This is a genomic window from Pyrodictium delaneyi, from assembly GCF_001412615.1.
Classification (GTDB): Archaea; Thermoproteota; Thermoprotei_A; order Sulfolobales; family Pyrodictiaceae; genus Pyrodictium; species Pyrodictium delaneyi.
Map to the genome: position 1 here is coordinate 94321 of NZ_CP013011.1, position 20278 is coordinate 114598.

The window sequence follows — 20278 nt, forward strand, 5'->3', positions numbered from 1 at the left end:
ATATAGCTACAATAATGATATACGTGCATGGCGCTATGGGTAACTAATTTATAACACTAGACTGCTATGTAGAGAAAATCATGATATGGTTAAAGGTAGTCGATGTAGTAACTTTGTCTCTCAGACGTACTAGAGTGTGATGGCATAAGTCGGGTTCTGCTTCCTCTTAATCTTTATTATCTCCTTTAGCACTACTTTCTCGTCATCAGTGAGCTCGCTCTTGTACTTTGTAAGCCACATTATAGCGTGCTTCTCCGGTATATCTGTGTAAAGTACGTCACCCTCGTCTATGTGGCGTCCAACAAGTACGTGGCCACGTATAGATATTGCGACAGCCATACCTGCCCTAGCTTCTTGCACGGTCTTACCGCGATCTTGTATCTGGTGTACAGTCCCTATCCTCTTCCCGTCTTCTCTCATAAGCGGGTATCCGGGCTTTATGACGCCACCCAACACCTCGACGCCCACGATAGCCGGGTTACTGCGTCTAAACACGTATCCAGGTATGATCCGTATCTTGCCTGGCCGTATCAACTGCTCGAGTTCCTTCCTCCTTTCCGCCTCTATCTGCTCGCGGTACCACTTCTCGAAGTCTTCGAGCAGTTGGTAGATAACGTTATGCCGGAATATCTTAATCTCATGCCTTTCTGCTTCAGCCTCCGCCTCGGGGAGCACCTTCACGTTAAACGCTAGTATTACGGCATAGAATTTGTTAATCTCCTTGCTAGCTACAGCCTCTATGACATCACGCTTAGCTACAGGGCCTACGTCAGCATAGCGTATCGGTATATTCTTCCTACGAAGCGCCTCCACAAGAGCCTCGAGACTGCCTAATGTGTCTGCCTTGACGACTACACCCTCGGCTTCGGTCTTTATACGTAGAGCCTCTATCTCGCGTCGTATCTTCTCCGCCAGCTGCTTGGCTTCCTCCTCGCTCGTAGCAACATATATCGGTGCACCGGCTACAGCCTTTTCGATGTCCGGAGCTACCACACGTACACCAGCTGCGGCATATACTTCGTCGACGGGCTCGAGCTCGCGTTTTGCCACACGTATCTCCTGGAGAGGCTTTGGCATGAGGAGGGCACGTACACGTGTTATAACAGGTCCCTCGAGCCCGCCTGTTACTATCAAGTCTCCGCGCTTCAGTACACCGTCATAGATTATGACGTCAGCAGCAGTGCCGAGTCCTGGCTGCTCGCGCAGCTCTAGTATGACACCCTTCGCGGGCCCCTCGGCGAAGCGGAGCCTATTCTGGAGATACCTCTGAGCGAGACCAGCTAGTACAGCAAGCAGCTCCGCTATACCCTCGCCAGTCTTAGCAGAAATAGGTATGACTGCTACTGTGCGTGTAAAGTCTTTTACGCGATCGAATCTATCAGCCTGGAAGCCCACCTCATAGAGCTTGGCTATCACGTTGTCCCATAGCCGCCTCTCTAACTCCTCTTGCACCCACTGAGGTTGCTTACGGTAGGATACGATGAACGGTGTGTTCGGGTTAGACTTCCAGCCCGGGATCTTGTCTATCTTGTTTGCTGCTACTATGAATGGTACACGGCGCTGCTTAAGTATCTCTATGGACTCGTAGGTCTGGGGCTGGAACCCCTCATTGATATCTACGACCAGTATAGCAAAGTCTGCGACGCTGCCACCACGACGCCGAAGATTGGTGAACAGCTCGTGGCCCGGCGTATCTATGAAGAGTAGTCCGGGGATAATCAGCTTGAAGGGTATAAGCTTCTTCAGAGGCTCGGCTAGCTTCTCTATAACGCTTGCTGGCACAACGCTAGCGCCGACGTGCTGTGTGATGAGCCCCGGCTCCTTAGCGGTGACAGCTGTGCCCCTTATGCGGTCGAGAAGCGTAGTCTTACCATGGTCTACGTGACCTAGTACGACTACTATGGGCTGTCTAAGCCGTTTACCGGTTGACTGCTCCCTCGCTTCTCCGGCCAAAGTAGCGTCACCCAGGCTACGAGTCGTACAGCTACCCCACTATAACGTAATAGCCCCTATACTCTTCGCTCATTGATGCGCACCGTGTCTCCAACGAACTAAATAAGGGGGCCAGACTTCCCGGAAGCCATGGCCCTCCGCTAGGAGGGATGCTGGGCCCGCCTAAGGGCCCGGGGATGAACCCCCTGGAGGTGTAAGGTAGAGTGCCAGAGTTCAAGATAGTAATATCGGACCCAGAGGCTAAGGCGGACTCTCCCGTAGCCAAGGTCAAGATCAAGGGAGACGAGAACATAGAGTATGGCGAGGAGGAGAAGAGCCAGCGCAAGCTGCCAGTATGCAAAGCCAACCCCAAGTTAATAGAAAAGCTCGGAGCAGTACACAACATAATAACCGTGAGGATAAAGAAGGAGGAGAAGAAGATCAAACACACCTGCAAAGTCGTAGCCGACGCTGAAGTACCAGAGGACGAAGTCCGAGTAAGCCTCGAGTGGCTCGGAGATGCTGCAGGTGTGGAGGAGGCTGAGGGCGAGGTATTCCGAGCCAAGGCCTGGCAGATAACGGTGGCAAGCCCCCAGGCAGATCAACTAATAGGCCTAAAGATAGGTGACACCTTTGACGGCGAAATAGTAGGACTCTCAGGCTACAAGCTCAAAATAAGAGGCGGCAGCGATAACAGCGGCTTCCCAATGCTCCCCTCGATACCAGGTCCCGTGAAGAAGCGTGTACTTCTATCAGGCCCGCCGGGCTTCCATCCGCGCGAGAAGGGAGAGAGAAGAAGAAAGACAGTCCGCGGCAATACGATAACACATGATATAGTTCAGATAAACACAGTAATAGTCTACCCAGAGAAGAAGTAGCTCAAGAATCTTTGACCTCTTGCAATGAGGCATACACGTTTGCATATGCATGTCGAGAAGTGCGTTTTTAAAGGACGCCTCCGTCCTGGCTTACTTCGTTTTCCGTTATCTAATAGAATCTTTCCACTAACTTCCATGGCCGCGAGACAAGCCTACCTTCTTTATTCCCTTAGTACAGCCCACTAAGGAGTGGGGGTGTAGTGGTATTGGCGAAGTTCGATATGGATGAGATTGAGGCACAGCGGCGGCGGCAGCCAGAGGTAAACATAGGCACGGCTGGCCATGTAGACCATGGTAAGACTACGCTGGTTCAAGCTCTCACCGGCGTCTGGACGGCGAAGCATAGCGAAGAACTAAAGAGAGGAATGACTATCAAGCTAGGCTATGCTGAGGGCGAGATATGGTATTGTGAGGGCGTTGAGGGGCCAGAAGCTTATCAGCCCTTCCCCGAGCTATGCCCTGAGGGTTCTGTCCCTAAGCTGCTCCGCAAGGTGTCCTATGTCGATGCTCCTGGCCACGAGATACTAATGGCTACAATGCTATCTGGTGCAGCCCTAATGGATGGTGCATTGCTAGTCATAGCTGCAAACGAGAAGTGTCCACAGCCTCAGACCTATGAGCACCTAATGGCGCTTGACATAGTTGGGGTGCACAAGCTAGTCATAGTACAGAATAAGGTTGATGTAGTCACACCGGAAAGGGCCCGAGAGAGCTACCAGGAGATAAAAGAGTTTGTAAAGGGTACATTCGCCGAAAACGCGCCCATAATACCCGTAAGCGCTCTACACCGCGTCAATGTAGATGTAGTGTTAATGGCTATGGAGCACCTCATGCCTACACCGCAGCGTGATCCGGCAAAGCCACCGCTAATGTTCATAGCTAGAAGCTTCGACGTAAACAAGCCGGGTACACCGGTCGAGGAACTACGAGGGGGCGTGGTAGGCGGCTCGCTCATACAAGGTGTTCTGCGCGTCGGTGATGAGATAGAGATTGTGCCAGGTGTGCGTGTCGAAGAGCGTGGTCGTGTACGCTACGAGCCCCTCGTCACAGAGGTTACAAGTCTACGGTTCGGCAATCTAGAGGTGGATGAAGCAAGGCCAGGCGGGCTTGTGGCTGTGGGCACGAAGCTAGACCCTGCAGTAGCTAAGGCTGACAATCTTGTAGGTAACATACTGGGTAAGCCGGGTCACCTACCACCGGTACGCGATACTATAAGGCTAGAATACTATATGCTCGAGCGTGTAGTAGGTGCTCGCGAGCTCGTCAAGGTGCCACCTCTACGGCAGAGAGAGATAGTAATGCTAACAGTGGGTACAGCAATTACTCTTGGTGTAGTGACTAGTCTAGGCAAGGATGAGATAGAGGTGAAGCTCCGCCGGCCAGTAGCAGCCTGGGAGGGTGCCCGGGTAGCGATATCGAGGCAGGTTCTAGGACGCTGGAGGCTGGTTGGATGGGGTATAGTAAAAGGCTAAAACGCGTAGTCTACGACACAAGCATCCTTATGCTCCTCTACGACGGTGTGGATGTTTTTGAGGAAAGCGCGTCGCTCCTTCTATCTAGTCCCGAGTGTATCATTCCAAGCCAGGTTGTGGAGGAGCTCAGGAGGCTCGCAGAGAGGGCTAGCTCGATACACCGTAGAAGAGCAGCACGTCTAGCGCTAGAGGCAATAGAGAGGAAGAAGTGTCGAATAGTGGATATTGAGGCGGACAATACAGATGATGCTATAATATCCATAGTTGTGAATGATCCAGAGGCTATTGTAGCTACAGCGGATAACGAGCTACGGCGACGGCTAAGGGAGATGGGTCTCCCTAACATATACTACCGTAGATCGCGACATGGACTAATGCTTGAAGGCGCTTAGCTATAGTTAATAAACATGTTGCTATACTGTTATTAGCTGAGAGGCGGTCACACTTAATACTTCCCAGCTTCTAGGCTTGGGCTTGGCGCTCTTAAAGGGTAGTGTAGCAACGCTGAGGCCGCCCGAGGGTGACAACTTGTACATGATTTACCGGGTTAGAGACACGGTTCGGATACCGCCGAGTCTATTCGGCAAACCTCTTGAAGAGGCTGCGCTGCAAGTGCTCACAGAGAAGTATGTTGGGTACGTCCATCCTGATATGGGGATAATAGTGGCTATATTCGATGTCAAGGTTAAAGAGGAGGGGCGGATAATACCCGGCGATGGCGCTACTTATCACGAATCCGAGTATAGTGTACTTGCGTTTAGGCCTCAAGTGAAGGAGGTCGTTGAAGGTATAGTGGTTAACGCGCAGCAATACGGATTATGGGTAAACCTTGGCCCTGTTGAGGGCTTTGCACATGTGACACAGCTCATGGATGATCGTGTAGTGTTTGATCCTCAGCGTAGAGCGCTCATAGGAGAGCGTAGTAGGCGTATAGTAGAGATCGGTGATGTTGTAAGGGCAAGGGTAGTATCGGTGTCAATACCTTCAGAGCCAACAATGAGGCCGAGGATACAGCTTACACTAAGACAGCCCTATCTCGGTAAGCCAGAGTGGTACCAAAAAACCAAGCAAGAGTCCAGCTGAAAGGTAATAAGCCTGGTTAACAATGTTTTCGATCTTGTCGTGAGTCTCGCAGCCCTCTAGACTATCAAGGAAAAATCATACCCATTCGCACTGTATCTTTAGTACCTCTGCCTCGTATAATGTTAACACAATATGATGGAGGCGAAGTAACCGTGTCTGCAAGGAGAGTCAAAGTACCACCCTTCAAAGCATGTAGGAAGTGCAAAAGCCTAGTGCCGCGGGAGGCCACTCGGTGCCCAGTTTGTGGCTCTACGGATATATCTGAAGATTGGGAGGGAACACTCGTAGTCATAAACCCGGAGATGTCGCTCATAGCAAAAAGGCTTGAGATAAACCGGCCTGGAAGATACGCAATAAAGGTACGGTAAGGTAGTAATAGGCTAGCAATATGGAGTTGAAAGTTTGGTAGGCTCTCGGGTGTTTTATACCATGGGTGTGCTGGGCTCCATTTTCTGTATGCCAGAGGAGCTTAGACCTCTTCTCGCGTCACGTGCGCCGCGCAGCATGCTAGTTCCTAGTCTTAACTATGTAGAGTCAATGCTAAGGTATGCTAGGCTAATAGTTGTAGGTGATAGAGTTACGAGAGACGCCCTAAGCCTAGGCTTAAGACCGGTACTCGCTGTATACGATTGCACGGAAATGCGCTACAATGTAGAGTGCCCAGAACTGCCAAGGGACTATCGCCGGGTCCATGTAGCTAATCCACGTTCATCGATATCCTTAGAGGCGCTTAACGCTATTCGTGACGGTATCCGCTCGGGACGTTATACTGCTATCCAGGTCAAGGGTGAGGAGGATCTACTAGCCATACCGGCCATCCTGTACGCCGATGTGGACTCTATAGTGGTTTATGGGCAGCCCTCGCGTGGCGTCCTACTAGTTCATGTAGACTGGTATGTTAAGAGGCTAGCCTGGAGCTTGCTGCGCATGTTCCAACCATGTGATGTGCCGCTGGAAAAGGCTAAAGAATAAACCCGGGAGGTCTGCTGCTCTGCACGGGGCTAGATAGTAGAGGGTATTGCGAGGTGGCGGTAGTGTCTCAGCCAAGTACGCCTATGGATGTGATTGAGCTACTAAGACCTAAGGATGGGAAAAAGCTTGAGGTAGACCTAGGCGAGGGCTACGAGGTCTACGCGGTAAAGGACTGGTATAACCCGCTGATAAAGCGCCGTGAGCTAGACGTAATAATACTCCACGTGGGTAAGCCTACTCCGAGCCGCATGAAGCTCCGCTATGCCTTCTCCAAGGCTCTAGGTGTTGACATCAAGAGGCTCTACATCAGGAAGGTCCTAAGCGAGTACGGTGTTGGGAGGACAAAGGCCGAGATACACGTATATGACACTCCAGAGCGTGCGCTACAGTTCGAGCCTAAGTACATTATAGAGCGTAACAAGCTGCCAGAGGAAGAGGAAGAAGAGTAAACCCTCCCATAACATGGTCGTAGCGGGGTGAGCCGGTATGGCGAAGGAGGGGCTTAAGCTCTACGTGCACAAGCTATACGAGTACGACTATAACACTGGTACAATAAAGCGAAAGAACAAGATATGCCCACGATGCGGCAGCTTCATGGCGTTCCACAAGAAGCCGGTGCCGAGGTGGCATTGTGGTAAATGTGGCCACACAGAGTTCGTCAGAGAAGCTAAGGGGTGACCCCAGCAAGCTATACCACGGGCTAGACTGGAGCCGCGAAACCTATGTTCTCGGCATCGAGTCTACGGCTCACACTTTTGGCGTAGGTATAGCCTCTACAAGACCGCCCTACATTCTGGCTAATGTCCGCGACGTATACCGCCCAGAGAAGGGTGGTATACACCCTAGAGAGGCGGCTAGCCACCACGCCAGGGTCGCACCTAGAGTCCTCTCCGAGGCTTTGCGACAGGCAGGCCTCAGTATAGGCGATATAGACGCTATAGCCGTAGCTCTTGGGCCAGGGCTCGGCCCGGCGCTCCGAGTAGGCGCTACGATAGCCCGTGGGCTTGCCGCATACTACTCGAAACCACTTGTGCCGGTAAACCATGCACTAGCCCACATAGAGATAGGGAGACTTGCTACAGGGCTCAAAGACCCGCTAGTCCTCTACGTCTCTGGAGGAAATACGATGGTGGCGGCTTTCGCTAAGAAGCGCTACCGCGTCTTCGGCGAGACGCTTGACATAGCTCTAGGCAATCTCCTAGATACGTTTGCGAGGGATGCAGGCCTCGCACCGCCATACATAGTAGAAGGGCTCCATGTTGTGGACCGGTGTGCTCAGGAGGCGGAAAAGCCGGCAGACCTCCCCTACGTCGTCAAGGGGATGGATGTATCGTTCTCTGGACTCCTAACAGCTGCCCTCCGGATGTGGAAGAGCCGAGCGGCTGAGCGTCCCTCCATATGCCTTGGACTACGGGAAGTAGCCTACGGAGCAGCTGTAGAGGTAGCAGAGAGAGGGCTAGCCCATACGAGAAAGAAGAGCATCCTGGTCACGGGCGGTGTTGCAGCTAGCCCTGTGCTCCGGAGCAAAATAGAAGACATGGCTAGGTATCATGGTGCGCTGGCTGGGTATCCACCTCTACCCCTAGCGGGAGACAATGGAGCCATGATAGCGTGGGTCGGCCTCCTAAACTTTCTAGCAGGTATAACAATTAGGCCCGAGGAAGCTGTGGTGAAGCAGCGTTGGAGGCTCGACAGCGTGGAGGTACCGTGGCGCTAGAGGGCCTCGAAGAGCTAGGCGAGCCTCAGTACAAGGGCGCGGAAGCCTACGTCTACATAGTGGAGTGGCTAGGCAAGAAAGCTGTACTCAAGCTACGAGTACCCAAGACATACCGCCACTATCTTCTGGACAAGAGGCTCCGATGGCGCCGGACAATCAACGAGGCAAGAACAGTCCTTGCTGCACTGGAGCTGGGCGTGAATGCTCCAGCAATATACTATGTCAACCCTGTAGCCGGAGTAATAGTTATGGAGTATATCGATGCCCCTAGCCTCTACGAGATTATAGAAGCCAAACCCGAGGCAGCTAAAGAGTATGCACGACGCCTAGGCGAAGCCGTGGGGATTCTTCACGAGACTGGTATAAGCCATGGCGACTTGACTACAAGTAATGTACTCGTAAAAGATGGTGAGGTATACCTTATAGACTTTGGGCTAGCATCGCTGAAGAGTAGTGAGCGCGAGCAAGCTGTCGATGTCCACTTGTACATGCGTAGCCTCGAGTCAACGCATCCTGAACACGTGGATAGCTTGCTCGAAGCCTTCCTAGAGGGCTATAGCTCTACACGGGGGAGTTCATGGACAGAGAAGATTATGCAGCTAGTACGTGAGATAAGGCTTATGGGTAGATACCGGGAGGAGAGGCGGACAGCATGGCGCCAGGAAGAGTGATTTACGTTGCGACTTCAAACATGCATAAGGTAGAGGAGATAAACGCTGTCCTCCAAGAATGTGGATATCGCGTTGAGCCTATAGATGCGCCTAAGCTGGAGATACAGGGAGATCTAAAGCGCGTAGCCCTCTATGCAGCAGCGACCGCCTACAGTATAGTCGGGAAGCCGGTCCTCGTAGAAGATGCCGGTCTCTTCATAGAGGCTCTTCGCGGATTCCCAGGGCCATACTCATCTTACGTCTACAAAACTATAGGTATTGATGGCATCCTGCGCTTGATGAAAGGTGTTGATAATAGGCGGGCATACTTCTACTCGGTAATAGCTCTCGCATATGGTGGTGGTTTAGCCTTATTCGAAGGCAGATGCGACGGATACATCGCCGATGGGCCTCGCGGTGACAAGGGCTTCGGGTTTGACCCCATATTCATACCTGAGGGAGACAATAGAACCTTTGCGGAGATGGATGTAGAGGAGAAGAATAAGTACTCTCACCGTGCCCGCGCGGCGCGTGCTCTATGTAGTTGGCTAGAGAGGAATCAACAAGTGCTAACCAGCTAGACCCGGCAGCGCTAATAGAGTTTATTAGGCCCGAGAAGCGCTCCCCGCCTCCATGGCCTAATCCGGGATCCCCCTGGGGAAGCCCCGGGAGTAGGGGCTTCCACAGCGGCTATGGCTCCTACTCGCCGGGAGAGGTGTAGAAGTTATGGCTGGTAAGAGGAGAAAGAAGGGTAGATCACATTCCACAAGGCCTGCTAGCCCAACCGTGCCGAAGTGGGTGCAGTATGACCCAGAAGAGATTGAAGAGATAATCGTGGACCTAGCGAGGAAGGGCTACGGCCCCAGCATGATAGGCATTATTCTGAGAGACCAGTTCGGTATACCGTTGGTAAAGCCCATACTAGGCAAGACGATAGTCGAGGTCCTCGAGGAACACGGAATAAAGATGGTAGTTCCCGAAGACCTCTTCCGCCTAATAGAGAAGGCTGTAAACCTACGTCGCCACCTAGAGGAGCACCCCAAGGACACTCACGCCAAGAAAGGTCTATTGGACCTAGAGTCCAAGATACGCAGGCTAGCAGAGTACTACAAGAGGGTAGGGAAGCTGCCGAAGGACTGGCGCTACGACCCACAGCGCGCAAAGCTGCTAATAGCGGGCGGTCTCTACCAGGAGCAGTAAGCCCTCTAGGGCTACTTCAGTCTACACCTAAAGTTTCTCTTACAAGCCTCTGCTCCTTTGAGTCTATTATACTTTCTTACAGCCTCCTTGTAGAGGAGAAGGCAATTCTAGCCAGTCTTCAGCCCTGTATACGCTATGGGGATACTCTAGGTTGAGCCTTGACGAGGCGTTATCGAAGTTTGTTAACGAGAAAGAGGCTGCCCTCCTAAGGCCTTCGGCAAGTCAGATAGCTGCAGCTACGAAGGACTACGGCTACTTGGAGATATATGCCTACCCGTCGCTTGACGCGGCCCTAGCATCTGCTATAGCCGTGAACATATTTACACGGAACAATATCGAGTTCGTGCTGTACTTCACCCCAGTGCCACCCAGCGAAATAGATGCTCCCGCCCTCCTGCTCGGCTACCCCTCCTCCGTAGCACACGACGTAACACCTCGCAAGCCTTCAGCGCTCATAGGGCCGGGCGAGAAGCCACAGGGACTACTCCCCCTGGCCGTAACTAGTAGCCCTACTTCTAGCACAGCAAGCCTACTCGCAGGAGTACTATCCGAGATAACAATAGTGGGCTATCCAGCAGTATACAGTATCGTCGCAGCCTACTGGCGTGGCCTCGACGTAGGCAAGCGCGGCGAGTTTGTGGGCTTCGAGAACGGCATAATAGAGATGCTAAAGCTCGAAAACAAGGTGGAGGAACACTTTAACCTAAGACTATTCCGTTGGCTCTTCGAGCCTACTGAGGAGGCACTCTACTTGACCCTTGAACCCTTCATCCCAGGGATCAGCGGCAAACCGGAGGAGGCCCGCCGGCTCCTCGAATCCGATGCTAGGCTAACACAAGTGCTGGGCAAGACGATGGAAGAGGCCCCTGAGCAATCCGTAGCCGTGCTTGGAGAAAAGCTCTACACGATACTCAAAGAGGCGAGTAGTATACCCCGCAAGCCCTCCGAGCTAATAGGTGTCTCCTACTATAGCCGGCCAGCCCCACTAAAGGATCTAAGAGAGGCAGCCATAGTGCTAGCAGTGTACGGCGAGAAGCAAGGGCTCCCTTCTCTCTCGTCGCTGGGTGTCGCGGAGGAGCTTGTGGCTGGCGCAGCCTACTATAGGTACACGAAGCTATTCGACTCAATAGTTGAAACCGTAGAGGCTAATGCCGCCAAGAAGAGACCCCAAGTGCAGAGAAGCGGCCACTTCACTATAGCCCTCCTAGAGCGTGTGGGCGAGGCACCGCTCCTTCCTGTTGAGCGTATACTCCGCAGGCTAGGAGTTGTAAGGGAGCAGGAAGTAGCAGCATACCCCGTAGACAAGTCGAGCGTAGTAGTAGTATCTATGGAGAGTCTTCTTGACTACTACGGTATAGGAGTAGTAAGAGAAGCTATTGAGGCGAATTGTCTACGCTACATCGAGGGCGGGCTCCTTGGGGAGCTTAGGCTTGGCTGTCAACTCTGAGTTGTCTATACGTGTTAGTCTTCGGATACACAGTGTAGGCTGCAGCCTGGCTGAGGCTATAGCTGCCGCTATACGCCCCGATAACAAGACAGCACCTCCTTGGATGAATATAGTTGAGCGTGTTGAGGGAGACGACCTGGTCATAGAGGTTACAGCGCGCGTCGGAGAGGCGAAGAGGATAGGATCTATCAGGAATACTGTAGACGAGATTCTCGAATACCTATACTCTCTGCTCCGGAGCATAGAGGAGACTACTAAGACTTTAAAGCAGTCCGGAGACACGCACGGCGGTACCGGGGCAGTGGGTAATGAGCCGCAGACCCGGCGGGACTAGAGATAAGTGGCGTCTAAAGAAATGGTACGAAGTAATAGCACCACCAGTATTCGGGAATGTGAGCCTCGGCACTACCCCGGCCGACGACCCGCGTAAGCTAATTGGCAGAGTAATGGAGACAACCCTCTACGACATAACCGGCGACTTCTCGCTCGTGCATGTACACTTGTTCTTCCAGATAACCGATGTAGACGAGGAGAACCTCAAGGCATTCACCAGGTTTAAGGGCCACGAGCTAGCCCGCGACTACATGAAGAGCCTCATAAGGAGGAAGAGCAGCAAGGTTCAGGGTATATACAACGTGGTCACCAAGGATGGGTACGGTCTCCGTATAACTGGCGTTGTCCTCACAACATACCGGTGTAAGACAAGCCAGAAGAAAGCCATTAGGAAGATAATGGGTAACATAATAACTAAGCGTGCATCCGAGATGACACTAGACGAGCTCATAAAGGCGATGCTCTTTGGTCAGCTAGCTAACGAGATATTCGAAGAGGCAAAGAAGATATACCCACTACGTAAGGTCGAGATATACAAGTCAAAGCTGCTAACAGTGCCAGGTCCCGACGGTAAGCCACAGCCCGCAGTAGTAGTATCCCCGCTAATGTATGAGATACGTTAACGAGCTTGCCGGGATCCAGAGTTTGTTTTTACTATTAGACTATTCTCGTTGTGAAGATTGTTTATCCCGTCTATCCCACCCCGAGCAGAGGCCACACTAAACAATTTCTACCGTCTTTGCTCTCCGGAATTTGTGTAGCCAAGTTCTGCTAGGGCAAGCTGGAGCTTGTAGAGACGGCTAAGCAATAATAGAAAGAGGGTCTACGCAAGGCTGCTTCTTGCTTGGAGGGTCGGCTATTGGCTAGCCGCGAGTGTCAGCTGCTACTAGTCAAGACTATCCTCGGCATGGAGCGCGTAGCTGCCAGCTATATAGCCGAGATGGACCCTGATGCTCGCATAGAGCCTGCACCCCGGGGATTTAGAGGCTTAGTGCTCGTCGAGGCCTCCAAGGACAAGTATGAACTAGCCCGGGAGATCGAGGCTAAGGTGCCAGAGGTCGAAAAGGTAGTAGTCGCTGAGGCCTGCACGGAGGCCGATCCTGCTAAAATAGCTGAAACAGCAGCAGCTCTGGCTCCCCGCTTTATATCGAGCAATGAGACCTTCGCGGTAAGAACAGTGAGGCGTGGAAGGCATGGCTTCACTAGCATTGATGTAAATGTTGTAGTAGGTGATGCAGTGAGACGCGCCACAGGTGCACAAGTCAACCTTAGATACCCTGATAAGGTTGTGGCTGTGGAAATAATACAGGATTTGGCGCTTATCGCGTTCTACCCTGGATCGCGTGAATGGCGCAAAATGAAGCCTGGCAAGTATCCCTTATACAAGCTCTTCCGCCGATTCTCCATAGTGCAGATGCCATACCTTGGCCCTCTTGATGCTTGTAGGACTATGGGCGTAAGAGTTGGGAGAGAAGTCCAGAACTTCGAGGTAGGCGAACTAGTAGTAGCGCCGATAGGATTAGTCGATGCCCGGCAGCTCTATGAGTTTCTCGGAGGAGTATTTGAGGGTATAGAGTCACGCTACCAGATACAACGTAGAAGCTATGGTAGAGATGTCCGCCGTGTGCCCGTATACGTGCAGGACCTGTACCAGTTAGTCAGGAGCAGGCACGGCGAGCCCATAATAGTGTTTGAGCCCGAGGGCGACCCAATATCGAAACGTGCTAAAGACGTGCTGGAGATAGTGAAACGCGGTAGAAGGGTGACATTACTCTTCGGCTCACGTGAAGGGATACCAGAGGGTGTCTACAGGTTTGCAGACCTAGTCCTTGACATAGCACCGGGGATAACACTATCGACGGAGTATGCAGCTGCCGCAGCCCTCATAGCTATAGGAAGTGTTGTGCATGACGAGCTAGCAGCTGAGCAGGTGAACGGCGAGGATTCAGCTGCAGACAAGCAGCCTAAGGATGCAGCCTAGGCACTCCTCATGCTAAGAAAAGAGGTAGACCACCTTAGGCGGGCACGCTCTTTGCCTTTAGCAGTCTCGCTATCTGCTTAGCCAGAATAGGGTCTCTACGCCCGAGTTCTCTCACAAGACGGCGTAGATTCTGGGCTGGGTCCGGCCTTCTTGGCTGTCTTCGGCGCCTCCTAGGTATGGCTGGCTGCGGTGGTTCAACGTAGTCTCTTATGTCGTTGAAGAGTGCCTCCCTGGCATCATCCAGCTTTGCGGGCTCTAGAGTAGCAGCAGTAGCCTCCTCTAGTATCGCCTTAACTTCTTCTAGTGGTGCTTCGGTCTTTATTGCCTCCTCAAGTTCAGCCTTTACAGCCTTAATGAACTCTTCATCCTTGTTCTGGGAGGCCATGTAGAGGAAGGTGTTGGCCACAAGCCCGGATAGTATGCCAGCTATGCGCCTTGCCTCGCCTAGTCCAGAGTCCACTGGCTTCAGAGGTGTATAGAGTGCGTCAGCGGCGGCAACTAGTGCTCTAGCGCAGCTTGCAGGCTCAGTGTTTTCGCCTAGGCATGCTGCCTCTACATAGCTGATAGCCTTCTCGAAAATCGATGCCATTATGTTGCGCCAGGCCACGCCGCAGCGCCTCCATGCCAGCCTCTAGCCATGTAAGGGGTCTGGCACCGCGACTTAGACGATTCTGGAGTAGGGTTATATGGTTATACCACGGCATGCCAGTCACTATCTTACAGTATGGGCAAGCGTCGTTAGCAACTAATTAGCCCTATGGGTGTTTTGGAGGCCCTTGGGGAAGAGTGTCATGAAGCGCATACTCATACTCTCGGACATCCATGGCGCGGTTGCGAAGGCCAAGAAACTTGCAAACTTGAAGCGGGACTTGACTATAGTGGCTGGAGACATCTCCAGCTGTGGATCCATAGAGGAAGCTAGAGCTGTACTAGGAGAGCTTGCGCGACACTCGCCAGTAGTATGGATACCGGGTAACTGTGATAGCCCAGAGCTGCCCAGCATAGAGATTGAGGGCACACGATGTATCCACATGAGGCTGTATAATCACTATGGGTTAGCCTTAGCTGGTGTGGGGGGTTCGATACATACTCCTTTCGGCACGCCGTTCGAGTATAGCGAGGAAGAATTCCGAGCAATGCTCAGCAAACTAGAGGAAGTCATAACCGGAAACAGTAGTGACAGCTTGATACTAGTATCACATACGCCGCCCTATATGAGTGGGCTGGATCGGGTACGAGGAGGCGCCTACGTTGGTAGCCTGAGTCTCCGCGAGTTTGTGGCACGGGTAAAGCCGCGCCTGCTAGTCACTGGGCACATACATGAGGCGTGGGGTGTCGCAAGCGTTGAAGGAGTGCTTACCGTCAATCCCGGTCCGCTAGAAGCTGGGAGGTATGCAGTTGCCGACATAGAGCCGGACAAGGATATTGTGAGGATACGTCTCGCGAAACTACCTGAGACCGGGGACTAGGGTCGAATACTCGATGGGTGTGTGGAGAGGAGGCTCAGTAATCCCGGCCTGGTGCTGCTCCACACCACGGATTCGGCGAAGAGCGCTCACATCATAGCCTCCTTGCTCTACGTACGCTGAGTAATGGCTTGTGAGTAGCAGTATATTAATTCTGGGCTTCACAGCACGCCGTGCCCGGGGGTGTAGAGAAGAGTGTCGACCTCCGGGCTCAAGGGCATAAACGCTGTCGGCCACAGAGGCTGGGTAGAAGTCAAGTGTAGGATCTGTGCCAAGAAGCTAGATATAACGCTAGACATAGTGTATGCGTGTCAGCACTGTCGTGACCGCTACGACGCATACTTCTGCACGGCCGATGCGAGGAGGCTACACTACCGTTGCCCCTTCTGCGGCCGTGAACTCCAGCCCATAACTCCCTGGATAGCCCAGAAGCGCCGCTAACTAGCCTAAGCCCCGGCTTCACGCAATTTTAACGGCACCTTCATTCTACACATCTCTCTTTGTACGCACCACAATACAATAATGTCTCGGCTTGTAGTATATGCTTTAGCCTTAGTCTTGTAGCAGCTTACGAATATGATACGGAATAGCTGCGGTGAATAGTGCTATGAAAGTACCTCCTGCAGCTGAGCAACCAGAGATCGTGGAAGCGTGGCGAGACGTTAAAGAATACTGGTATGAAACTTTTAGAAGAGTTCTCCTAATCCGTGATGCGACTGGCTGTATAATTCTCTCATTCGACGTCTATAGTAAACTTGACAGGCTTCCTCAGGAGTACAAGATAGTGTCTAGACTTGACACCGGAGCTCCTGTTGAGATTATATATGCTGATGTTAGTAATTTAGTTGATGGAATTGATGATCTGAAGCCGGATAAGGTGGAAATCGCAATAATTCATTCACATGGCGAGGTAGGCGAGCGCTACGAGATTAGTGATGTAAGGATAGTATGCTGTAGTTGTCGCGACTTATCCTACGAGGAGGTTTACAACATCTACCGGGTTATCGTGGAGCGTATTGAGCAGCGTAGTCCGGAGAGCAACGCTCTAGAGCCGCCTAAACCAGTTGAAAGAGTCTACAGTACTAGGCTCGCAAACAGTAGGAGGCGAGGCTACTCCTAGGGAGGAGCCTCAAGCCCGGAGTATTATAAGGGGAGTATTGCCGTCTAACCATAGATAAGGGATGTGCGAGTTATGCCTATGCCATTCTCCACACTGGCTGAAACCTTCGAGAAGCTGGAGCGGGTCACATCGCGTACACAGATGCTCTTGTACCTGGTAGAACTCTTCAAGAAGACACCACCGGATGTGATAGACAAGGTTGTCTACTTCCTACAGGGTAAGCTCTGGCCCGACTGGAAAGGCCTGCCAGAGCTTGGTGTTGGCGAAAAGCTTCTCATAAAAGCAGCTGCTATAGCACTCCATGTCTCTGAACATCAGTTAGAACAGATGGCTAAAAGACTAGGTGACATAGGTCGTACTATAGAGATAATTAAGACTGAGAAAGAGAAGAAAGCTTCAGCCCCAGGACTACTAGCATTCATGAAGAAGCCGAGTACAAGTACAACAGGGCTTACCGTTGAGAAAGTCTACGATACATTGGCAAAGATAGCACTGGCGCAAGGAGAGGGAAGCCGAGACATAAAGCTAAAGTTGCTCGCGGGGCTGCTAGCTGAGGCTTCTCCCAAAGAGGCCAAATATATTGCACGTTTCGTTGAAGGACGTCTAAGGTTAGGAGTAGGAGATGCAACAATCATGGAGGCTCTTGCAGTAGTATACGCTGGCAGTGCGGCTATGAGAAGTATTGTAGAGAGAGCTTACAACTTGCGCGCAGACTTGGGTATGATAGCTAAGATACTGGCTACAGAGGGCGTGGATACTCTGAAAAACATTAAGCCTGAAGTGGGTATACCAATTAGGCCTATGTTGGCTGAAAGACTCAATGATCCAGTAGAGATATTGAAAAAACTTGGTGGTAGGGCACTTGTAGAATACAAGTATGACGGTGAACGGGCTCAAATACATAAAAAAGGAGATAAGATATGGATATTCTCTCGCCGTCTAGAGAACATAACACATATGTACCCGGATGTAGTAGAAATGGCCCGCAAAGGCATAAAAGTCGAGGAAGCCATAGTAGAGGGTGAAATAGTAGCCATAGATCCAGATACGGGTGAGCTACGGCCCTTCCAGGTTCTAATGCATCGGCGTCGCAAACATGATATCCACATAGTCCTATCTGAGATCCCAGTCGCGGTATACCTCTTTGATACAGTCTACGTAGATGGCAACGACTTGACAGTGAAACCACTGCCCAAGAGACATGAAATGCTCGAAAAAATCATAGAACCGAGCGACCGGTGGCAAATAGCAAAAGGTATAGTGACAGATAGCCCCGAAGAGTTAGAAACATTCTTCCTCAAAGCTATAGAGGACGGAGCAGAAGGTGTGATGGCAAAGGCTATGCATGACCGTAGCATATACCAAGCAGGCTCCCGCGGGTGGCTATGGATAAAGTATAAGCGTGACTACAAGTCCGAAATGAATGATACTGTGGACCTCGTAGTAATAGGAGCATTTTATGGTAAGGGTCGGCGCGGTGGCAAGTTTGGAGCATTGCTCATGGCAGCCTATGACCCTGACACTGATACATTCAAGAGTGTATGTAAGGTTGGCAGTGGCTTCACTGACGAAGATCTAGAACGCTTAGACGATATGTTAAAACCATATATACGTGACCATAAACCGGCTCGTGTTGATAGCCAGATGAAGCCAGATGTATGGGTTGAGCCGGCATTAGTAGCCGAGATTATAGGTGCAGAGTTAACACTAAGTCCAATACATACATGTTGTTATGGCTGGGCAAAGAAGGGAGCAGGTATCTCAATAAGATTCCCGCGATTCATAAGGTGGCGTCCAGACAAGGGTCCTGAGGATGCAACAACCACAAAGGAGCTATATGAGATGTACCAGCGACAACTAAGAAAGGTAAAAGAGCAGACCTAGATGCAGGGTATAGATTGAAAACTAGCTCGACACATTATGCTGTATAACAGCAAGTGAATAAACTTTATTCATCTTCACATAATACTGGCTGGTATGATGTCGTATAACTCGGCTATGAGGACTACCCGGCAAGTAGGAGCCTCCGCTGTGGCTATGACTGTTCAGAGTTTCGCCGAGCCCATTATACCCTCCATTCTCCTTCATACATCATTCCTTTAAGAGTATAGTATGCCCTAAAAGGGTATAGGATGAAAGGATAGGAATCTGGGGGCTATGAAGAGGGACCCCATGCAGAGAGCCTTACTAAAAAGGTGGATCCGTAGAACCCGAGGATACTCTCTAGGATTCTCCTCGGGGATGTTGTGGGGCCGGCGCTTCAGAGCCTCCCCTTCCATTTTCAGACCCGGTTGGCATTGAGGTTTCCTTCCTCTTAGCTGAGGGTCGGAGTAATAGTGATAATAGTTTCCTAGTAGTTATAGTTCCTATGATCTCGCCTCGATCATTCACAACAGCTATGATTGGTTCATGTAGCAGCGATATATCTGAAAGTATCTCTACAAGAGTTTTATCTGCTGGAACTATCGGCACCTCAGTTCGCAGGAAGAAGCGCAACGGCAGGCGCCTCAGTAACTGGGGGTCAGCTTCAACAAAATCCTCGGCTGTAACGTAACCTACAGGACGCATATACTCGTCTACAACGACTGCAGCTCCTTTCTCTGAGACTATTTTTGCTGCGTACTCGGCTCGCTCATCTACATGGATTATATCCATGTCGAGATCTATGTCGCGTAGTCTTAGCCGGAGCGCGTCGGGTTTACGCTCTGAGACACGGAAGGACAACGATGACAATATTGTAGAAGCTATAACTGCTACAAGCGTGGCTGTGTACATGTTGTAACCTAGGAGCTTTGCTTGAAGTAATGAAAGTAGCAGTGCTGCGTCAACACCGCCCTTGGCTAGGTATATGAGTCGTTCCCTTCCCTGGAATCCCTCCATTGAGGCTATTGCTATCTTTGGGAGTGATGCGGCGAGCAAGAGAGCTGCAGAAATTAATAGAGTAGTTGCTGATGGGCGTATGGCATGAACACCTATGCCGATGAAGAATAATGGTTCTAAGAAGCCGTAAGTGAATGCTCTTATACGCTCAAGGTATAGCGGGCGGAGTTCCATATACTCTGAGAGAAAGACGCCTAGCAAAAGGGCGGTTACAGCAGCATTGAAGCCGAGGGCTTCAGCTATGTAACCTGCCATTATAACCATTGCTACTACTATGGCGAACGGTGCCTCTTTTACAGCCATATGTCTCTCTATAAACATTAAAATCTCGTCGAGGTAGTGTCTGCCAACCATGTAAACTAGTGCTACGAATGCAGCTGACTGAACAAGCTTAGTAACATTAAAGCCCTGGGTTACAGTGTTGAAGAGTATAAGGCTGACTATCTCAACGAGAAGGCCAACTCTCATTGCAGCTATTTCACGTTCTCCAAGAGTTCCCTTAGAGAGGAGTATTTTCATCAATGGTCCTGCACTGATTATACTCATTATAAGACCTATGCCCAAGGCGGTCCGTAGGGAAACGTCGGTGAGAATCCATAACACGGCGAGGGTAGAAATCATGGAACCTGAAAGTAGGAGAAATGTTGCAATGATGTCTTGACGCCGTGGTACTAGAAGTGAAGGGTTAGAGAGCTCTTCTATACCTGCAAGGAATAGTGTAAAGTTTATACCTAGCATGAAAAGAAGTGATGCAGACTCCAGATCCTCTGGTGTAACAACACCTAATACAGCACTACTTAGAACCAAGCCAGCAAGTACCGAGCCTATGAAGCCCGGTAAACGGGTTCGTTCGGCAACCTCTTCGCCTATCTTGGAAGCGAGAAGGAGCATACCAACTAAGACCGCAGCATGAACGGTTTCATGCATATGCGTCTAGCCCTCCTAACAATTATTGTATAAATCCTTACCATGTTGTCGATGTACCGCGGCATAGATGAACTTGTAACTCTCTCATTAATTATTTATTATATCAAAATTAAACAATTTAGCTTACAAAGAGAGAGTTGAATTGCGAACTCGCTTCGCCCCTAGCTAGGGGCTCGCTGCATCTGTTAACGTGCTTTTAGAGTTTCCTCTTGCTAGGGCT

General features: G+C 51.1%; 23 protein-coding genes. 20 read left to right on the forward strand and 3 right to left on the reverse strand.

The window, feature by feature from the left end:
• Window positions 1–129: 129 nt before the first annotated feature.
• A complete protein-coding gene (infB, locus tag Pyrde_RS00605; protein ID WP_055407316.1) occupies window positions 130–1953 on the reverse strand; it encodes a translation initiation factor IF-2 in 1824 nt (607 codons plus the stop codon).
• Between the two features lie 203 nt (window positions 1954–2156).
• Here infB and Pyrde_RS00610 point away from each other — a divergent pair, with 203 nt between their 5' ends.
• The 16 genes from Pyrde_RS00610 to Pyrde_RS00685 all read left to right on the forward strand — a co-directional run bounded on the left by Pyrde_RS00610 (window position 2157) and on the right by Pyrde_RS00685 (window position 13665).
• Window positions 2157–2810, forward strand: coding sequence for a 30S ribosomal protein S6e (locus tag Pyrde_RS00610; RefSeq protein WP_055407318.1), 654 nt, complete (start codon window positions 2157–2159; stop codon window positions 2808–2810).
• 221 nt (window positions 2811–3031) lie between these two features.
• Window positions 3032–4282 carry a translation initiation factor IF-2 subunit gamma gene (locus tag Pyrde_RS00615; RefSeq protein WP_055410543.1) on the forward strand — a complete coding sequence of 417 codons (1251 nt, stop codon included), beginning with the start codon at window positions 3032–3034 and terminating at the stop codon, window positions 4280–4282.
• Window positions 4261–4674, forward strand: a complete 414-nt coding sequence (locus Pyrde_RS00620; protein ID WP_055407320.1) for a PIN domain-containing protein — start codon at window positions 4261–4263, stop codon at window positions 4672–4674. Before Pyrde_RS00615 ends, Pyrde_RS00620 begins: the two co-directional genes overlap by 22 nt.
• An 82-nt stretch (window positions 4675–4756) precedes the next feature.
• On the forward strand, window positions 4757–5365 hold the full coding sequence (locus tag Pyrde_RS00625) for a DNA-directed RNA polymerase (RefSeq protein WP_231656757.1): 609 nt from the start codon (window positions 4757–4759) through the stop codon (window positions 5363–5365).
• A gap of 152 nt (window positions 5366–5517) precedes the next feature.
• The gene (spt4, locus tag Pyrde_RS00630) at window positions 5518–5733 is read left to right on the forward strand and encodes a transcription elongation factor subunit Spt4 (protein ID WP_231656758.1); all 216 of its coding nucleotides are present in this window, start codon (window positions 5518–5520) and stop codon (window positions 5731–5733) included.
• 61 nt (window positions 5734–5794) lie between these two features.
• Entirely contained in the window at window positions 5795–6337 is a 543-nt protein-coding gene (locus tag Pyrde_RS00635; RefSeq protein ID WP_055407323.1) for a GTP-dependent dephospho-CoA kinase family protein, read from the forward strand.
• A gap of 62 nt (window positions 6338–6399) precedes the next feature.
• Window positions 6400–6786 (forward strand): 30S ribosomal protein S24e, encoded by a 387-nt coding sequence (locus Pyrde_RS00640; RefSeq protein ID WP_231656759.1) that lies wholly within the window; start codon window positions 6400–6402, stop codon window positions 6784–6786.
• A 37-nt stretch (window positions 6787–6823) separates the two neighbouring features.
• A complete protein-coding gene (locus tag Pyrde_RS00645) occupies window positions 6824–7015 on the forward strand; it encodes a 30S ribosomal protein S27ae (RefSeq protein ID WP_055407324.1) in 192 nt (63 codons plus the stop codon).
• Window positions 6969–8054 (forward strand): KEOPS complex N(6)-L-threonylcarbamoyladenine synthase Kae1, encoded by a 1086-nt coding sequence (gene kae1, locus Pyrde_RS00650; protein WP_082419366.1) that lies wholly within the window; start codon window positions 6969–6971, stop codon window positions 8052–8054. The genes Pyrde_RS00645 and kae1 overlap by 47 nt, the downstream gene beginning before the upstream one ends.
• Window positions 8018–8725: a Kae1-associated kinase Bud32 gene (locus Pyrde_RS00655; protein WP_082419367.1), complete on the forward strand. Its 708-nt coding sequence runs from the start codon at window positions 8018–8020 to the stop codon at window positions 8723–8725. The genes kae1 and Pyrde_RS00655 overlap by 37 nt, the downstream gene beginning before the upstream one ends.
• A complete protein-coding gene (locus Pyrde_RS00660) occupies window positions 8707–9285 on the forward strand; it encodes an XTP/dITP diphosphatase (protein WP_055407328.1) in 579 nt (192 codons plus the stop codon). The genes Pyrde_RS00655 and Pyrde_RS00660 overlap by 19 nt, the downstream gene beginning before the upstream one ends.
• Before the next feature lie 145 nt (window positions 9286–9430).
• Window positions 9431–9904 carry a 30S ribosomal protein S15 gene (locus Pyrde_RS00665; protein ID WP_055407330.1) on the forward strand — a complete coding sequence of 158 codons (474 nt, stop codon included), beginning with the start codon at window positions 9431–9433 and terminating at the stop codon, window positions 9902–9904.
• A 151-nt stretch (window positions 9905–10055) separates the two neighbouring features.
• Window positions 10056–11351 carry a hypothetical protein gene (locus tag Pyrde_RS00670; protein ID WP_055407332.1) on the forward strand — a complete coding sequence of 432 codons (1296 nt, stop codon included), beginning with the start codon at window positions 10056–10058 and terminating at the stop codon, window positions 11349–11351.
• On the forward strand, window positions 11335–11685 hold the full coding sequence (locus Pyrde_RS00675) for a KEOPS complex subunit Pcc1 (protein ID WP_055407333.1): 351 nt from the start codon (window positions 11335–11337) through the stop codon (window positions 11683–11685). The genes Pyrde_RS00670 and Pyrde_RS00675 overlap by 17 nt, the downstream gene beginning before the upstream one ends.
• The gene (locus tag Pyrde_RS00680) at window positions 11660–12307 is read left to right on the forward strand and encodes a 30S ribosomal protein S3ae (protein ID WP_055407336.1); all 648 of its coding nucleotides are present in this window, start codon (window positions 11660–11662) and stop codon (window positions 12305–12307) included. The genes Pyrde_RS00675 and Pyrde_RS00680 overlap by 26 nt, the downstream gene beginning before the upstream one ends.
• 221 nt (window positions 12308–12528) lie before the next feature.
• Window positions 12529–13665, forward strand: coding sequence for an SPOUT family RNA methylase (locus tag Pyrde_RS00685; RefSeq protein WP_231656760.1), 1137 nt, complete (start codon window positions 12529–12531; stop codon window positions 13663–13665).
• Between the two features lie 34 nt (window positions 13666–13699).
• On the opposite strand, the gene Pyrde_RS00690 is transcribed toward Pyrde_RS00685, so the two are convergent.
• A complete protein-coding gene (locus tag Pyrde_RS00690; protein ID WP_055407338.1) occupies window positions 13700–14272 on the reverse strand; it encodes a hypothetical protein in 573 nt (190 codons plus the stop codon).
• A gap of 184 nt (window positions 14273–14456) precedes the next feature.
• Between Pyrde_RS00690 and Pyrde_RS00695 the strand changes: the two genes are divergently transcribed.
• From Pyrde_RS00695 to lig, 4 genes are all read left to right on the forward strand, one after another.
• Entirely contained in the window at window positions 14457–15134 is a 678-nt protein-coding gene (locus Pyrde_RS00695; protein WP_143522177.1) for a metallophosphoesterase, read from the forward strand.
• Between the two features lie 192 nt (window positions 15135–15326).
• Window positions 15327–15572, forward strand: a complete 246-nt coding sequence (locus Pyrde_RS00700; protein ID WP_055407342.1) for a hypothetical protein — start codon at window positions 15327–15329, stop codon at window positions 15570–15572.
• A 166-nt stretch (window positions 15573–15738) separates the two neighbouring features.
• Window positions 15739–16251, forward strand: a complete 513-nt coding sequence (locus Pyrde_RS00705; protein ID WP_143522178.1) for a hypothetical protein — start codon at window positions 15739–15741, stop codon at window positions 16249–16251.
• 72 nt (window positions 16252–16323) lie between these two features.
• Entirely contained in the window at window positions 16324–18135 is a 1812-nt protein-coding gene (gene lig, locus Pyrde_RS00710; RefSeq protein ID WP_055407345.1) for a DNA ligase, read from the forward strand.
• Between the two features lie 339 nt (window positions 18136–18474).
• On the opposite strand, the gene Pyrde_RS00715 is transcribed toward lig, so the two are convergent.
• The gene (locus Pyrde_RS00715) at window positions 18475–20058 is read right to left on the reverse strand and encodes a cation:proton antiporter domain-containing protein (protein ID WP_055407347.1); all 1584 of its coding nucleotides are present in this window, start codon (window positions 20056–20058) and stop codon (window positions 18475–18477) included.
• Window positions 20059–20278 lie beyond the last annotated feature (220 nt).

Excerpts from the sequence above, each read along its gene's own strand:
- Pyrde_RS00615 (WP_055410543.1), top strand. The coding sequence starts at position 3,032 with ATGGATGAGATTGAGGCACAGCGGCGGCGGCAGCCAGAGGTAAACATA.
- Pyrde_RS00660 (WP_055407328.1), top strand. The coding sequence starts at position 8,707 with ATGGCGCCAGGAAGAGTGATTTACGTTGCGACTTCAAACATGCATAAG.
- Pyrde_RS00635 (WP_055407323.1), top strand. The coding sequence starts at position 5,795 with ATGGGTGTGCTGGGCTCCATTTTCTGTATGCCAGAGGAGCTTAGACCT.
- Pyrde_RS00695 (WP_143522177.1), top strand. The coding sequence starts at position 14,457 with ATGAAGCGCATACTCATACTCTCGGACATCCATGGCGCGGTTGCGAAG.
- lig (WP_055407345.1), top strand. The coding sequence starts at position 16,324 with ATGCCTATGCCATTCTCCACACTGGCTGAAACCTTCGAGAAGCTGGAG.
- Pyrde_RS00665 (WP_055407330.1), top strand. The coding sequence starts at position 9,431 with ATGGCTGGTAAGAGGAGAAAGAAGGGTAGATCACATTCCACAAGGCCT.
- Pyrde_RS00645 (WP_055407324.1), top strand. The coding sequence starts at position 6,824 with ATGGCGAAGGAGGGGCTTAAGCTCTACGTGCACAAGCTATACGAGTAC.
- Pyrde_RS00705 (WP_143522178.1), top strand. The coding sequence starts at position 15,739 with ATGAAAGTACCTCCTGCAGCTGAGCAACCAGAGATCGTGGAAGCGTGG.
- Pyrde_RS00680 (WP_055407336.1), top strand. The coding sequence starts at position 11,660 with ATGAGCCGCAGACCCGGCGGGACTAGAGATAAGTGGCGTCTAAAGAAA.
- Pyrde_RS00620 (WP_055407320.1), top strand. The coding sequence starts at position 4,261 with ATGGGGTATAGTAAAAGGCTAAAACGCGTAGTCTACGACACAAGCATC.
- Pyrde_RS00715 (WP_055407347.1), bottom strand. The coding sequence starts at position 20,058 with ATGCATGAAACCGTTCATGCTGCGGTCTTAGTTGGTATGCTCCTTCTC.